Source organism: Lentibacillus populi, from assembly GCA_014642895.1.
In the GTDB taxonomy this organism is placed as follows: domain Bacteria; phylum Bacillota; class Bacilli; order Bacillales; family Amphibacillaceae; genus Lentibacillus_C; species Lentibacillus_C populi.
In genome coordinates, this window is record BMJD01000004.1 from 18,436 (window position 1) to 34,076 (window position 15,641).

13 protein-coding genes are annotated in these 15,641 nt (G+C 40.2%); 1 reads left to right on the forward strand and 12 read right to left on the reverse strand.

Going from position 1 to position 15,641, the window contains the following annotated elements:
* Window positions 1-12 precede the first annotated feature (12 nt).
* Window positions 13-2,784, forward strand: coding sequence for a PBP1A family penicillin-binding protein (locus tag IEX12_RS04160; RefSeq protein ID WP_102415164.1), 2,772 nt, complete (start codon window positions 13-15; stop codon window positions 2,782-2,784).
* 167 nt (window positions 2,785-2,951) lie between these two features.
* Here the strand turns inward: IEX12_RS04160 and nth are convergent, their stop codons facing one another.
* The 12 genes from nth to IEX12_RS04220 form a co-directional block, all read right to left on the reverse strand.
* A complete protein-coding gene (nth, locus tag IEX12_RS04165) occupies window positions 2,952-3,602 on the reverse strand; it encodes an endonuclease III (protein ID WP_088050430.1) in 651 nt (216 codons plus the stop codon).
* A 2-nt stretch (window positions 3,603-3,604) separates the two neighbouring features.
* On the reverse strand, window positions 3,605-4,285 hold the full coding sequence (locus IEX12_RS04170) for a DnaD domain-containing protein (RefSeq protein WP_188724728.1): 681 nt from the start codon (window positions 4,283-4,285) through the stop codon (window positions 3,605-3,607).
* A gap of 260 nt (window positions 4,286-4,545) precedes the next feature.
* On the reverse strand, window positions 4,546-5,838 hold the full coding sequence (asnS, locus tag IEX12_RS04175) for an asparagine--tRNA ligase (protein ID WP_088050431.1): 1,293 nt from the start codon (window positions 5,836-5,838) through the stop codon (window positions 4,546-4,548).
* Between the two features lie 96 nt (window positions 5,839-5,934).
* Entirely contained in the window at window positions 5,935-7,122 is a 1,188-nt protein-coding gene (locus IEX12_RS04180) for a pyridoxal phosphate-dependent aminotransferase (RefSeq protein ID WP_088050432.1), read from the reverse strand.
* 14 nt (window positions 7,123-7,136) lie between these two features.
* Window positions 7,137-7,670, reverse strand: a complete 534-nt coding sequence (locus tag IEX12_RS04185) for a cell wall elongation regulator TseB-like domain-containing protein (RefSeq protein ID WP_140392718.1) — start codon at window positions 7,668-7,670, stop codon at window positions 7,137-7,139.
* Window positions 7,633-7,836, reverse strand: coding sequence for a DUF4264 family protein (locus IEX12_RS04190; RefSeq protein ID WP_250889563.1), 204 nt, complete (start codon window positions 7,834-7,836; stop codon window positions 7,633-7,635). Before IEX12_RS04190 ends, IEX12_RS04185 begins: the two co-directional genes overlap by 38 nt.
* Before the next feature lie 181 nt (window positions 7,837-8,017).
* The gene (gene dinG / locus IEX12_RS04195; protein ID WP_088050434.1) at window positions 8,018-10,819 is read right to left on the reverse strand and encodes an ATP-dependent DNA helicase DinG; all 2,802 of its coding nucleotides are present in this window, start codon (window positions 10,817-10,819) and stop codon (window positions 8,018-8,020) included.
* A 342-nt stretch (window positions 10,820-11,161) separates the two neighbouring features.
* On the reverse strand, window positions 11,162-11,545 hold the full coding sequence (gene panD / locus IEX12_RS04200; RefSeq protein ID WP_088050435.1) for an aspartate 1-decarboxylase: 384 nt from the start codon (window positions 11,543-11,545) through the stop codon (window positions 11,162-11,164).
* An 11-nt stretch (window positions 11,546-11,556) separates the two neighbouring features.
* Window positions 11,557-12,429 carry a pantoate--beta-alanine ligase gene (panC, locus tag IEX12_RS04205; protein WP_088050436.1) on the reverse strand — a complete coding sequence of 291 codons (873 nt, stop codon included), beginning with the start codon at window positions 12,427-12,429 and terminating at the stop codon, window positions 11,557-11,559.
* Between the two features lie 16 nt (window positions 12,430-12,445).
* Window positions 12,446-13,273 (reverse strand): 3-methyl-2-oxobutanoate hydroxymethyltransferase, encoded by an 828-nt coding sequence (gene panB / locus IEX12_RS04210; protein ID WP_088050437.1) that lies wholly within the window; start codon window positions 13,271-13,273, stop codon window positions 12,446-12,448.
* On the reverse strand, window positions 13,257-14,267 hold the full coding sequence (locus IEX12_RS04215; RefSeq protein ID WP_088050438.1) for a biotin--[acetyl-CoA-carboxylase] ligase: 1,011 nt from the start codon (window positions 14,265-14,267) through the stop codon (window positions 13,257-13,259). Before IEX12_RS04215 ends, panB begins: the two co-directional genes overlap by 17 nt.
* Window positions 14,243-15,445 (reverse strand): CCA tRNA nucleotidyltransferase, encoded by a 1,203-nt coding sequence (locus IEX12_RS04220; RefSeq protein ID WP_088050439.1) that lies wholly within the window; start codon window positions 15,443-15,445, stop codon window positions 14,243-14,245. Before IEX12_RS04220 ends, IEX12_RS04215 begins: the two co-directional genes overlap by 25 nt.
* Between the last annotated feature and the right edge of the window lie 196 nt (window positions 15,446-15,641).

Sequence of the window (15,641 nt, forward strand, 5' to 3'; positions counted from 1 at the left end):
GAGGAATGAGCTATGGCAGAAAATAGCCAATCTCGTGTAGCAAGAAGAAAACAAAAGAAAGCAAAGAAAAAACCATTATGGAAACGAATATTACTTTATACCGGGATCGCTATTTTAGCGATGGTAATTGGAGTAGGCGCAATGTTCACCTATTTTATTGCCACGGCACCAAAATTGGATGCAGCCAAATTACAGGATCCATTTTCTTCAAAGATTTATGACATGGACGGCGAGTTATTTGCCGATCTAGGTGCGGAGCAGCGGACAAAAGTGAATTATGATGATTTGCCGAAAGTTCTGATTGATGCGGTTACTGCAACGGAGGATTCCCGCTTCTTTCAGCATCATGGGGTTGATCCCGTACGTGTCGGCGGCGCTATCGTCGCAAATATAAAACACGGATTTGGTTCTGAAGGAGCAAGCACCATTACCCAGCAGGTTGTCGAACAAGCCTTTTTGTCACATGAGAAAAAAATCAGTCTGAAAGTACAGGAAATGTGGCTTGCCCTGCAATTGGAGCGGGATTATTCCAAGGAAGAGATACTGGAAATGTATTTGAATAAAGTGTATTACGGCAGTGGTGCATATGGTGTAGCAAAAGCAGCACAGATTTATTTCGGAAAAACTGATTTAAAAGAATTAACACTGCCGGAAGCGGCGATTTTAGCTGGATTACCACAGCGTCCGTCTGCTTATAACCCGTATCAAAGCCCGGATTTAACGAAGGGACGGATGGATACAGTTCTAAAACTGATGGTCAAGCATGGAAAAATAACGCAAAAACAGGCGGATGAAGCGCGAAAAGTTGACATTCCGTCATTATTAACTGATTCCCATCCAGACTCTACTCCATACGAAGCCTTTTTGCAAAAAGTGCGAAAAGAAGTGGAAAAGAAAATTGATGGTGCAGATATATACACGGATGGATTAAAAATATACACAACAATCGATAAGGACATACAAGAACATGTAGAATTTTTATTATCCGATGAAGAAGATAATCCAATCCAATACCCGGAGAAGGTAGAAGATCCGAAAACGAAGAAAATGGTCGATATGCAGGCCGGCATGGTTGTATTGGACTCGAAAAACGGGGCAATACGAGCAATTGGCGGTGCGCGCGGCGGACTTGAAAATGATGGATTCAATTATGCGATTGGTACAAACAGACAAGCAGGTTCAACCATGAAACCAATCCTAGCTTATGGCCCAGCTATCGAATATGAAAAATGGTCTACTTACCATCAAATGAATGATGACAAACCGTATCAAATTCCGGGATCAGATAAAAAAGTTGGAAACTGGAATGGCCAATATCAGGGCTGGATGTCAATACGAAAAGCATTAGAAGAGTCGTTAAACGTTCCAGCAATGAAAACTGTTGAGGAAGTCGGACAGGGCAATGCACAGAAATTTGCCGAGGGATTAGGCATTAAATTTGATAAAGATATGATCGGTACCGATACAATAGGCGGTGGCGAATTAGGCGTTTCTCCACTTGAGCTAGCAGGAGCCTATCGTGCCTTTGCTAATGAAGGTATCTCAAGTGAACCGTATTCCGTGACAAAGGTAGAATACCCTGATGGACGGACAGTAGATTTAAAACCAAAACAAAAACCAGTAATGTCGGATTATACAGCCTATATGATGTCAGATATGCTGAAAACAGCAATTACAAGTGGTACCGGTAAATTGGCTGATGTCCCAGGGCTACCGGTTGTCGGTAAAACTGGAACAACAAACCGACCAGGAGTAGAAGGAAGCCCGGATTCATGGTTTAGTGGTTATACCACCAATTACACCATATCCGTATGGACGGGTTACAACAATAATGATATTGGTTTATCCGGTGACAACACCAAGATACCGCATGCGTTGTTTAAAAACACGATGTCACATATCTCTGACGGTATCGAAACGGCAGATTTCAAGAAACCAGATTCAGTTGTTGAAGTTGGGGTTGAAAAAGGATCAAATCCGGCCAAATTGCCTAGTGCATACACTCCGGATTCGAATATTGTAACCGAGTTATTCGTAAAAGGAACCGAGCCCACAAAAACTTCGGAGAAATACGATAAGCTTGATCCAGTTAGTGGTTTGACGGCAGAATATGATAAAGATAAAAACAAAATTAATGTAAAATGGGACTATGACAAGGATCAAGATGTTTCCTTCCAGGTAAGTGCCAGTGTTGACGGCGGCCAGATGCAGGAGCTCTCGACTACAGGTGATACATCAATGGAAATCTCAAGTGTTGAACCAGGTAGTGAGTATACGATTCAAGTTGTTGCAATCAGTAATGAAAACGAAGAAACGAGTGAAGCCAAATCAACAACAGTGACGGTTCCTGGAGAAGGTGAAGATGATGAAGATAACGAGGAAAATCAAGGGGAAATGGAGCCTGTCAGTGGATTGAAAGCGACCTATAAGAATAACACGATTGATGTATCGTGGAAGTATAATGGGCCTGCAGCTGTATTTGAAGTAACCGTAAGTGGCGACGGGTCACAGCAGCAAACAGTGAATTCGAATGGCATTAAAATTGACAATGCCCAGCCGGGTAGGACGTATACTATTTCGGTTACACCAGTCGGAAAAAATGGCGATACACAAGGTGCCCGAGGTGAACCGCAAAGTACAACCATTACCATTCCTGGTGAAGAAGCACCACCAGGAGATGATGGCGACGGAAACGAAGACGGTAATAATGGTGAGCAAGGTGGTGGTCAAGACGGTAGTGAAAACGAGCAAGGTGAGGAAGAAGGTGGTGAACCAGAAGGATGAGCAGATTTTTTATCAAGGAAAGAGGCAGCCTCGTTAGAGAGCTGCCTCTTTCCTATTTGGTGGTTATTCAAAAAGTTTTCACGGCGCGAAACTGCCCCGACTCGACTGCCTGCCTGTTTCTATGCCAACTAGTTGAAAACACTATTTTATACACCTGTAACATCACATTATAACCGTTTTCTCATCCGCTTCTGTCCTTCTCTGCATATATTCAATAACGGACATTCCGGACAATTTGGATTCTTCGCCTTACAATGATACCGGCCAAAAAATATCAAGAGGTGATGGGTTTCACTCCACTCTTCCTTTGGAACCTTTTTCATCAACGTTTCTTCTACTTCCAGCACCGAATCCTTCCAACGACATATGGCCAGACGCTTTGAGACCCTTTCTACATGTGTGTCTACAGCAATAGCTGGTTCGTGAAATGCCACCGAAGCAACAACATTTGCCGTTTTTCGGCCAACTCCAGCCAGTTTCATCAGTTCTTCCTTCGATTTTGGTACTTCTCCACCATAGTCATCAATCAACATTTGACATAATTTGCGGATATTTTTTGCCTTATTTCGGTATAGGCCAATGGAGCGGATGTCCTGCTGTAATTCCTCCAACGAAACAGCTAAATAATCTTCAGGCGTTTTATATTTTTTAAACAGGTCTTCTGTGACTTTATTAACCAATACGTCGGTGCACTGTGCAGATAATAATACGGCAATTACTAACTCAAACGGATTAGCATGGTTTAACTCGCATTTTGCCTCAGGAAACATTGCACGCATTACATCCAAACAATGCTGAACCTGTTTTTTAGTCAGCATCTTTACTCGTCCCCCTCTAACCAATTATAGTAAAATGATGTGTCTCGTTTTTGTGTTGGAACTGGTTGTTTCGATGTCTGTTTTTGATGGAATGATTTGGTTGCTTCCCTTGCCTGTTCTACCGTATGAATCCCTTTCTTTTTCCAGTCTCGTAAAATTCGATCAATGTATTTAAAGTTAAGTTTCCCCATTAGAACGGATTCCCGTAGTGCAGCTTTAATCAAGGACGGATATAATTTATCCTCATCCAGCCAGACATTTATCGTTTCTATTTCGAATGGCGAAAGCGGCCTGCCAAATTCCTGTTCAAACAAAATAAAAATCGTCCCCTCTTCCTGCCCATTTTCCGGTTTATTTGTTGAAAATATTTTCTCCCAAAGCGGATCTAATGAATAGACTTCACTCCAAATACCTTGTTCATTTTTTGTTTGTTCGATTGCCAAAAACCCTTTTTGCATAAGTTTACGCAACACATTTGAGCATTCCTGTTCATTGATGGTCAAGAAAGAAGCAAGCTCAGCTGGTGTGGGAAATTCATTCTCATCGAAAATAAATCGATAAATTTGTAATAGCAGCATGACCTCTGTTTCGTTAAGGCCAAGTGCTTTATAATTCGTTAATAGCCTTGTCGGAATCTGCAGCTGATTTAATAAAATTTGTTGAATTTGAATTGATTTGCTCATGATAATGCACCTCATCAATAAGTATAGCATGAAAAATATAAAATCCCTCGCTTTAGACAAGGGATTTTAAAAGAAAAGCGGAGATGCCCGATTAAGGAAGACTAACTAATACCGGGACGACAATTGCCAATGTTGGCATGATCTGCATCATGCTGCTCCGAGTATATGCTGGACATAGCCTTTCCAGATAAATAATTAATATGGTTGGCATTAAATATCTACTTTACAAGAGTTTACATAATAAAATTATTGGTACCTAATTAAGGGTATAACCTGTTAAGCAAACGTGGAAATGGAATCGTTTCGCGTACATGCTCTACTCCGGATAACCACGCAACTGTCCGCTCCAGTCCAAGGCCAAATCCGGAATGTGGGACACTTCCATATTTACGAAGCTCTAAATACCACTGGTACGCTTCTCCTGTAAGATTGTGTTCCTTGTATCGCTGTTCCATAAGCGCTAAATCATCAATTCGTTGTGAACCACCGATGATCTCACCATATCCTTCTGGAGCAATCAAGTCCGCACATAAGACGACATCCTCCCGATTCGGATCCGGCTTCATGTAAAATGCTTTAATGTCTTTCGGATAGTTTGTGATGAACACAGGTTTAGTAAAACTTTCGGCAATTGCTGTTTCATGTGGTGCACCGAAGTCCTCCCCCCATTCAATATCGGTAAATCCCTTCTTCTTTAAAAGTTCGATAGCATCATCGTAGGAAATCCTTGGGAATGGTGCCTTAATTGCTTTCAATTTTGTTGTATCACGTTCCAACACGGCTAGTTCGAGCTGGCAATTGGCAAGAACCGCTTGGACAACAAAGCTTACATATTGTTCCTGAATTTCCAGACTTTCATCATGATCAACAAATGCCATTTCCGGTTCAATCATCCAAAATTCAATCAAATGCCGTCTTGTTTTCGATTTCTCCGCACGAAACGTTGGTCCGAATGAAAATACTTTGCCAAAAGCCATTGCAGCTGCTTCTAGATATAACTGGCCACTTTGCGATAAATATGCTTCCTCATCGAAGTATTTTGTATGGAACAATTCGGTTGTTCCTTCGGCAGATGAACCGGTTAAAATCGGCGGATCAATTTTTACATAGCCATTTTGGTTAAAAAATTGATAAGTTGCCCGAATTATTTCATTGCGGATTTTCATAACTGCATGCTGTCGTTTGGAACGAAGCCACAGGTGCCGGTGATCCATTAAAAATTCGGTTCCGTGTTCTTTCGGTGTGATCGGATAGTCAACCGCTTCATGAATGACCTCGATTTGCTTCACCTGCATTTCATACCCAAATGGTGATCGCTTATCTTCCACAATCGTCCCGGTTATGTACATCGATGTTTCCTGTGTCATGTTTTTGGCAAGCCCGAAATCATCTTCACTAACATCGTTCTTCACAACGACCCCTTGCATGAACCCTGTTCCATCACGAAGCTGTAAAAAGGCAATTTTCCCGCTGGAACGTTTATTTGCAAGCCATGCGCCAATTGTTACCGTTTGTCCTTCATACTTTGGTACTTGTGCTATCGTTGTTTTCAAAAAAATTCCCTCCATGACCTTTGATTGGTAGTTGCCCAAAAGCTCCACTAACCGGATGCCGCGCTTTTGTGCTTGTAAACAAAATAAAGCCTGTAATCATATATTTTTTCTACTGCGGACAAAACGGTCGATCCGCTTTGCAGCTTCTGTTAATAATCCAATTGATGTTGCATAAGATAAGCGTACATTTTCAGCTGCTCCAAAGCCAGATCCGGGAACAAGGGCAACCTTTTCTTCTTCCAGTATTGCCGTTACCCACTCATCGACATTCGTAAATCCATTCATTTTAACAGCCTGTTGTACATTGGGGAACAAATAAAAAGCTCCTTTTGGCTTTATACAGGTGATTCCAGGTATAGCAATTAACAAATTGTATAATGTATCAAGTCGCTTTTTAAAAGCTTGTTTCATTTCATTCGTTGCATCATTATTTGCTTTATAGGCAGCCAGTGCTGCGAATTGTGCAATTGACGTCGGGTTTGATGTAGAATGGGATGCCAGGTTTGTCATCGCTTTAATAATTTTTTCATTTCCCGCAGCATAGCCAATTCGCCAGCCTGTCATCGCATGTGATTTTGACACACCATTAATGACAATGGTTTGCGCTTTTAATGTATCCGAAAGTTGTGCGATCGAAATATGTTCGTCGTTCGTATAAATCAGTTTTTCATAAATTTCATCTGAAACGATGGTGATATTGTGTTTTAAACAAACTTCACCGAGCGCAGCCAGTTCTGCTTCATTGTACATCATACCTGTTGGATTGCTTGGCGAATTAATGATTACTGCCTTTGTTTTTACCGTTATTGCCGATTCCAATTGCTCCGCGGTCAATTTAAACTGATTGTCCTCCATTGTTTTCGCAACAACAGGGTTTCCGCCAGCCAATTTAATTTGTTCCGGGTAACTTACCCAATATGGCGCAGGAACAATCACTTCATCCCCTGGGTTTAAAAGCACTTGAAATAACGTATACAACGCATGTTTGGCTCCGGTTGTCACGATAATTTCTTCGCTTTTATAAGATAGCTGATTATCATTTTTAAATTTCCCTGCAATCGCTTCTTTAAGCGCCGGTATTCCTCCAGATGGGGTATATTTGGTCAAACCATCACGCATCGCCTTTTCGGCAGCATCGATAATATAGGAAGGAGTATTAAAATCTGGTTCCCCCGCCCCCAAACCAATTACATCATAGCCTTGTTCCTTCAATTCTTTTGCTTTTGCTGTAATCGCAAGTGTTGATGATGGTGTTAATGTTTTTACTCTGTTCGCTAAATCCAAAGCCACTCACCTTCCTAATTAAACATACTTTTTAAACGGAACTGTTGATATCGTTTCCCATCATAAATGGATAAATAATCAATAATTTGGTAACCTGAACTATTTCTGTAAGTAACTTCCCATAACGGGTTTTGATCGACCATTGCCGTTGTAACTTTAATTAATTCGCATTTATGACATTGGTTTTTCCATTCATCAATAATTGACTGTTTACTTATTATTTTCTTTGCGTCCACAATCGTTATTTTTTCTGTATCATTTTTAACCGGCATGAAAGCTATTTTTTTCTTTTGCTCCTTTGTATTGCCAATTAAAATAAAATAAGCTTCTTCACCTTGAAATCTCGATATTTCTTTAACTTCGGTCAGTTCGGTATTTTTCAGTACTGTTTCTTTTGCTTCATTGAAACCGTTCGTTTTACTTTCCTGAATAGCATGATATAAAAACGCCATATAGATAAAACAAGCAAGGAGGACAAGACATAAACCTGCCAAAACCCACTTTAGCCAACTAGGCACAATAGATGGTGAATACTGCCTGATTCTCATCTGATTCATCCCATGCCATTCCGTACATTGGATATTCCTTTTTTAGTGTTCGATTTAACAAATCGACAATTTTGTACAAGTCTTTGAAATACTCGACTTTTACAATTGATAACGTCTCGATATTATTCACTATTTTCCCCTCCAAAAAAGCTTCTTGTTTTATCATTTTTTGCTACACATAGTACACTGCGCTTCGTTAAAACTAATGGTACAGTTGAAGATAAATATTAAGGATTACCTTATATAGTATAACAAGCCTTTCGTTTGTTTTGTATTTATTTCAACAAAAAATTTCCCGGCCCATACCAAATTTTTGCTGATGTATCATTCGGTGCATCAGCATCTTTTTAAAACCACTGTTCAGCCTTTTCGATTAATTTTTGTGTCGAGTCGAATGTTATTGGTACATCCGGAATTGATTCAGTAAAATATTTGCCGTAGCGTGCCTTTATTATACGGGCGTCGCAAACAAACACAACTCCTCTGTCACTTGCTGAGCGAATCAGACGACCAAACCCTTGTTTAAACCGAATAACCGCATTTGGTAAGGAAAGCTCCATAAACGCATTTTTACCTTCATGTTTTAAAAAATTTGCTTTCGCCTCATATATCGGATGATCTGGTGGTTCAAATGGCAAACGAACAATAACCAGACAGGATAAATCTTCTCCTGGAATATCGACACCCTCCCAAAATGAACTTGTTCCTAAAAGAATTGATTGTTCATAATGAATAAAGTTTTTCTTTAATCTAGACCGGCTTCCGCTTGATATTCCCTGGGCGATTAGCATATACCTTGATAAATCCATGGTTTCCTTCAGCACCCCATACGATTTATGCAACATGTCATAGGAAGTAAAAAGGACAAGCATCCTTCCCTTGGTAATTTCCGCCAATGATAAAATTGCCTCACATGTGGCGTAAATAAAATCAGTTATATTCCCATATTTAACGTCCGGAAAATCATTTGGAACCATTAGCTGAACCTGGTTTTGATAGGTAAAAGGTGAATTTATTTTTTTCGTTATCAACCGGTCAGCAGATAGTCCTAATCTGTTTTGAATAAATGAAAAGGAGCGTTTCATTGTTAAAGTGGCACTTGTTAAGATAACACTTTGCTTTTCTTCAAAAAAGTCACTTGCTAATAGGTTTGCCATATTGATTGGTTCACTGTATAAATAAACAGCATTTTTTGCCCCACTTGCTTCGATTTCAATCCATTTTACATGATTTTCCTCATCCTCCAATAAGAATAATTGCTCAAGATGGTCAATGAATCGCTGCAGTTTTTCAATCGTAACCTCGATTTCATCTTTGTCATTTTTTTCAAGCTGTTCCTGTTTTACTAAATATTGTTCCAACTGAGCCAACATATGGATTAAATCGCGAAAATAAAATATCAGTCTTGTTGCCATTTCTTTAATCGTATTCCACTTTTTTGGATGTTCCTGTCCGCTTTTAATCCGATACTGCGTTCTACCGATATCACTAAATGATTTTTCATTTTTTTGTTGGTCTGTAACATACTGAAAAAGATAACGGAACAAATCATCGACTTCATACTTTACCCGCTCAAAAATGTCATTCCAGTTATCTATGAGTGTTTCATTTGGATTAAATGAGTAAGATGAAATCAATTTACCCAACCAGTTCGTTTCGTCGATTGTACCAATATGGTTCAAACTGTAATGAATGCTTGCATAATCCAGCCTTAACCCATAATGTTTTGAGGCGGTCTCTTCCAGGTGATGTGCCTCATCGATAATCGCCTTTTCATACGATGGAAGAAACTGATAGTCGTTGAATATATCCGTGCACAGTAATGCATGATTCGTAATCACAATGTCTGCCTTTTGGGCTTGTCGTTTGGCATGCTGATAAAACGATTTCTGGAACCATGGTGAAGCTGGATCGGGATACCCTTCTGTATCAACAGAGACTCGTTTAAAAAATAAGTAGCCACTTGATGGCAGCTGAATTTCATCAATATCTCCGGTTTCTGTTTCGGTTAGCCAAACGAGGATCATGGCCTTTGTCAGTGTAAAATCATAGTTTTCGGTTTGTCCGGATGAAAGCTCGTGTTCAAACTTTTCCAGACTTATGTAATGTTGTTTCCCTTTTAATAATGCAGCTTTGAAGGGAAATGGGATCAGATGATGAACGAATGGGATTTCTTCATCAAGTAACTGTGATTGCAATGGAGTTGTGTAGGTGCTAATCACGATCCGCTGCTTTTCTTTAACAGCTTGATAAATTGCGGGAATCAAGTACGCTAATGACTTTCCGGTTCCCGTTTCGGCTTCAATTAATGCATGCTGTCCCGATTGGAATGCGTCATATATATGTTCTGACATTTCCCTCTGTCCAGTTCTTTTTTCATAATGACTCATTTGCTGCTGCATGGAACCGTTTGTTTCATAAATATGGTCCAAATAATCCCCATAGGAAAAATCAACTTTGGGTTTATTTCGTTTATATTCCCGTATTTCTTTAAATGCTAACCCGCGATACGAGGCAATATCATCGTTATTTTCTATTGTGAATGCCAGTTCCTTCAGTCGGTCATCTAATAACTGATATAAATCTGACTTAAGCATTTTTTCCAGTTTTAATAGCTGTTCGATCGTTTCATATGGTAATGATTCAAGCTTTTGTTTTAATTTCAAAAATAATTTTGCCGTTACGTATGCATCTGATAATGCACGGTGCGGGTCGTCATGATGGATGTTTACGTAATCAGCAATTTGCGCCAGCTTAAAACTTGGTGCCTGCGGATAAAGAATTCGCGAAAGTTCGACTGTATCAAGTACTGGATTTGTTAGTTTCCTCTTGTTTTGCTTCGCGAGTTCTTGATTTAAAAATCCCAAATCAAACGGAACATTGTGAGCAATCAAATAACTATCATGAAACAGCGCAGTAATTTCGTCCGCTTTTTCCCTGAAGGTTGGGGCATCAGCAACATCCTGATCAGCTATACCTGTTAGATTCGTAATAAAAGGCGAAATTTCCTTCTCAGGATTTAATAACGTCGAAAATTCATTGCTTATTTCATTACGTTCAATTGTTACAATCCCGACTTCAATGATTTTATCGTTATTTGCCGGTGAATGTCCTGTCGTTTCCAGGTCGATAACGACAAATTTATCCATACTGCCACACCTTCTATCCCTGTACTGCCTATAAAATGTTTGTTAAAGTGCGTGTTCAAAAAGTCGCCGAATGAGAAGCAAGAAGGTCGAGGCGGCGTAACTTTGAGCACCGGAATGTACACAAAAAGGTACATGAGGAGCGGAAAAGCAAGCGGGCGACACGATTCGCAGCTTATCATTTGGTGACTTTTTGAACATCCTCTTAAAAAATTAAATTTGACAAATGAGTACTAAGCAACTATAGAGTTACTACTTAACATATTAGCTGATAACTTTAGACATCCTCTAAAGTAAAACTCTTATCAACGTATTCTGATAAGAGTCAGCAAGGATCACGGTTTCCTAATTTTCGGATAACGGGGGTTCTTGGTCAATCAGTCTGATAATTTCATTATTTTCATTCATAATTGCAACTTTCGGTTTAAATGAAGGTAACTCTTCATCCGACAAAATTGCATACGAAACAATTATTACTGTATCACCCGGTTGAACGAGACGGGCAGCCGCGCCGTTTAAACAAATAACCCCAGTACCGTGCTCACCTGGTATAACATAGGTTTCCATTCGAGCACCGTTGTTATTATTTACAATTTGGACCTTTTCGTGTGGTAAAATACCAACGTTATCTAGAATCTGCTGATCAATTGTAATGCTTCCAACATAATTAAGATTTGCTTCAGTAACCCGAGCACGATGAATTTTTGCTTTCATCATAGTACGAAACATAATTCTTCCCCCTACCTAATTTGACTACCTATACAGCCTCTTTCATCAAATACTAGGTTATCGATTAAACGAGCCTTCTCAAATTGAACAGCTATAGCTAAAATAACTTGCCGATCAATTACAGAAACAGGCTCTAATGCCGGATAACTCCATAATTCGACATAGTCCATTTTCCCATTCAATTGGGAAGCAATTTGCTCTTTAACCTCTTTTACAATGATAGCAGGATTTTTTTCACCGTCAACAACTAATTGTCTGCCATGTTGCAATGCCTTATACAGGGATACTGCTTCCTTGCGTTCTTTCTCATCAAGGTTAACATTCCGGCTGCTTTTCGCCAGTCCATCACTTTCCCTGACCGTTGGTACAGCAATTAATTGAACCGGAAAATTCAAATTATCGACAAGTGCTGAGACAACCGAAAATTGCTGGGCGTCCTTCATGCCGAAATATGCTTTTGTCGGCTGAATTAGATGAAATAATTTCGCTAATACAGTAAGAACACCTTCGAAATGCCCCGGGCGTGTTCGTCCGCACAATACATTCGCCCGTTCTTCAATCGTCAGGGAAATAAGCATTTTTGCCGGATACATTTCCGCTGCACTGGGAATAAAAACGAGATCCACACCAGCATCAGCGGCAAGCGCTAAATCATTGGCTTCATTCCTTGGATACCGCTCATAATCCTCGTTTGGGCCAAATTGTAATGGATTAACAAATATACTCGTAATAACGAGATCGTTTTCCCGTCTTGCTTGTTCCATTAACGCAACGTGCCCCTCATGAAAAAACCCCATAGTCGGCACGAAGCCAATTGTTTTACTTTCGCGGATAAATGCAAATGATTTTTTCTGCATTTCCGCTGCCGAACGAATGACTTCCATTTCTATTCCACCTGCTTTATCCCTTAGGTAAAAATTCTTTATTTTTTATTTTGAAGCTATACTGTTCAGTAGGAAACTGCTGTTGTTTCACATCCTCACGATATGCTCGAATAGCCTGTTTTATAGTTTTATTACTATCGGCGTACGATTTGACGAATTTAGGCAACCGGTCAACACCATATTGAATTATATCATGATAAACCAATACCTGACCATCACAATGTGGACCTGCACCAATTCCAATCGTTGGGATGCCAAGCTTTCCGGTAACGATTTCCGCAAGCTCCATTGGAACACATTCAAGCACAACCGCAATCGCCCCATGCTCCTCTAAATTTCTGGCGTCCTCTAATAATTTAACCCCTGTTTCTTGATCTTTACCTTGAACTTTAAATCCCCCTAAAACATTTACCGATTGTGGTGTCAATCCAATGTGGGCAACAACCGGAATCCCTGCATCCGTAAGCCGTTTTGTCAGCAGTAAAATTTCCGGGGAGGCACCTTCAATTTTAATTGCCTGGGCATTTGTTTCCTGGAAAATATTCTGTGCATTTCGTAATGAATCCTCTAGTGAAATATGATAGGACATGAATGGCATATCAACAACAACAAATGTTTTATCAGCACCGCGTTTTACGGCTTTGGCGTGATGAATCATGTCCGCTACTGTTACTTGGACCGTTGAATCATAGCCAAGCATCACCATTCCGAGCGAATCCCCGACTAGTATCATGTCAATACCTGCTTCTTGTGCTAGTTTTGCTCCAGGATAATCGTAGGCTGTTATCATTGACATTTTTTCGTTCGCTTGTTTCATCTTTTGTAAATCAATTCGTGTCAGCATTGTTCTCTCCCCCTTGTTTAAACCAATCAATTTCAGCCGAATAGATTTTTTTCATTTCTCCGTCACTTGCTTTTGTCAGTAATGCACCATCCTCGGCAATTCCCATAAATCTTGCCCGCCAGGTTTCCCTCATCGTTTTAATCCGGATTGTTTCACCAATTTTAAACCCGTAGCTTTCCCATTTATGTTTAACTTCAAGAAAGCCATTTTTTAGATAATGATCATATGCCTGTTCAAATGTCAAAAGAATTCGTTGAATAAGCTTCTGTGTATCCCATGTTCTGCCTGTTTCAATAGCTAGCGATGTTGCTTTATGGCGTATATCTGCCGGTAGTTCTTGTTCAGACTGATTAACATTGATACCAATACCAATTACGACATATTGAATTGTGTCCTGTTCCGCTTGCATCTCAGTAAGAATCCCAGCTATTTTTTTGCCGTTTAATAAAATATCGTTTGGCCATTTAATTTTTGGCGCAGTATGAGTCTCTTCTGTCAAAACGTCAGCCAATACCGTAGCTGTTAAAAGCGTGAACTGTGGCGCAAGATACGGTAAGGTTGCCGGTCTTAGTATCAGACTCATCCAAATCCCCTTATTTTTGGGTGAGTTCCACGTATGATCCATTCTGCCTTTTCCAGCTGTCTGCTCATCGGCAACAACGATTGTCCCGTGATCTGCATTGTCTCTGGCCAATTGATGGGCGATATGCTGTGTTGATGTAGTTACTTGTTTATGTACAATGGTTTTGCCTAGCCATTCGGTGTTTAAGCCCCATTGAATGGTGTTTTCACTAAGCTTGTTCGGGAATTTCAATATCCTGTACCCTTTCTTGGACTTCCCCTCAATTTGATAACCGTCTTTTTCTAATTCCTTCATATGCTTCCAAATTGCCGCTCTTGATATCGACAGTTTTTCTGACAATAATTGCCCCGAAATATAACATTCCCCGCTGTCTGCCAATAATTTAATTAATTTGTTTCGGGTGGATTCCATTTTATCCACTCCTTTAATTCAGTTTTATTATTTTTTAACTTTCCATTCACCACTGCTTTTTCCAGCCTGGACAAATAATTTTTTATCCATGGACCTTTTTTCAATTCCGGAAAAAGCTGAATTAAATCATTTCCATCAATGTCCAATTCCCTTATGGAGTGAATTGCCAAATCCTCCGTCATTTGCTGAAGATCGTCAAGCGTTACCAAAAACCTAGCAAACAGATTTTCCCCTAAGCGAATAAATCCTGGAAAAATTGACGTATTAAGACGATAGACTAACCACCGATCCAACCCAAATTGTTGATAATGAAAGAGGGCATTTGCTAACTGCTCTGCTTCCTGCTTTATTTTGTTGGAGCACTTCCAGCTTTTCGCCCACCTGTCAACCTTTACGTCTGGTTCGGTAAAATGAAACAGTGCGATAACCTCACCAAACGATTGCAATGGTTTAATGGGATTTGGCAAGTTTTTTATCATATATGGATATTCTATCATAACCGGGAGTTGTTTATATATTTCCGTGCTTTTCAGATAATCCAATCCCTTGTTGACGAACGCGCCGCTGAACAGTTTCGTAACCTCTGTTGTTATCCGCTCCACTGCCAATCCATTGATTTGTGGCCTTTGCCTGATCATGTTGGACAATGTTTCTTGTTCAATCGTGAAGCCCAATTGACTGGCAAACCGTAACGCTCGAATAATCCGCAGTGGATCCTCGCTAAAACGTTCATTGCCATTTCCAACCGTACGAATGAGTCTTCGTTCCAAATCCTTTTTACCGGCAAATCGATCAATGACGTGTCCATGCAGATCCATTGCAAGCGCATTAATCGTAAAATCACGGCGCTTTAAGTCCTGATCAATCGTTTGAATAAATTCGACATCATCTGGATGCCGGCTATCACTGTATTCCCCGTCCAAACGGAATGTCGTTACCTCATAAGATTCATGTTGATGGCGGACAATAACGGTTCCGTGTTTGATCCCAACAGGAATGACTTTTTCAAAAAGCTCCTGCACTTCATGCGGCTGTGCAGACGTAGCAATATCAACATCACCAATCGGACGGTCAAGCAGCATATCACGTACACAGCCGCCAACAAAAAACGCCTGGTAACCATGATCCACCAATTTCTTCAATATTGGTTTTGCTAGCTCAAACGGATTCTTTTCCATAACATCACCATTTTTCATCGTCTAGGAAATTATAAAATTTTGCGGCTGTGGATAACTTAATAACCGGATAAGCCACGTCCGGCTCCAGCGCCCAGCGGCTAGTGTGCAACACCCGCCTCCGTACGATAAGTCAACATCGGTTCGGGTAAGAAGGAAGGCCGACTAAAAACGGACTTTGCGTCCAACGTCGGCCTAC

Excerpts from the sequence above, each read along its gene's own strand:
- IEX12_RS04160 (WP_102415164.1), top strand. The coding sequence starts at position 13 with ATGGCAGAAAATAGCCAATCTCGTGTAGCAAGAAGAAAACAAAAGAAA.
- nth (WP_088050430.1), bottom strand. The coding sequence starts at position 3,602 with ATGCTGACTAAAAAACAGGTTCAGCATTGTTTGGATGTAATGCGTGCA.
- IEX12_RS04170 (WP_188724728.1), bottom strand. The coding sequence starts at position 4,285 with ATGAGCAAATCAATTCAAATTCAACAAATTTTATTAAATCAGCTGCAG.
- IEX12_RS04185 (WP_140392718.1), bottom strand. The coding sequence starts at position 7,670 with ATGAGAATCAGGCAGTATTCACCATCTATTGTGCCTAGTTGGCTAAAG.
- IEX12_RS04190 (WP_250889563.1), bottom strand. The coding sequence starts at position 7,836 with ATGATAAAACAAGAAGCTTTTTTGGAGGGGAAAATAGTGAATAATATC.
- dinG (WP_088050434.1), bottom strand. The coding sequence starts at position 10,819 with ATGGATAAATTTGTCGTTATCGACCTGGAAACGACAGGACATTCACCG.
- panD (WP_088050435.1), bottom strand. The coding sequence starts at position 11,545 with ATGTTTCGTACTATGATGAAAGCAAAAATTCATCGTGCTCGGGTTACT.
- panC (WP_088050436.1), bottom strand. The coding sequence starts at position 12,429 with ATGGAAGTCATTCGTTCGGCAGCGGAAATGCAGAAAAAATCATTTGCA.
- panB (WP_088050437.1), bottom strand. The coding sequence starts at position 13,273 with ATGCTGACACGAATTGATTTACAAAAGATGAAACAAGCGAACGAAAAA.
- IEX12_RS04215 (WP_088050438.1), bottom strand. The coding sequence starts at position 14,267 with ATGGAATCCACCCGAAACAAATTAATTAAATTATTGGCAGACAGCGGG.
- IEX12_RS04220 (WP_088050439.1), bottom strand. The coding sequence starts at position 15,445 with ATGGAAAAGAATCCGTTTGAGCTAGCAAAACCAATATTGAAGAAATTG.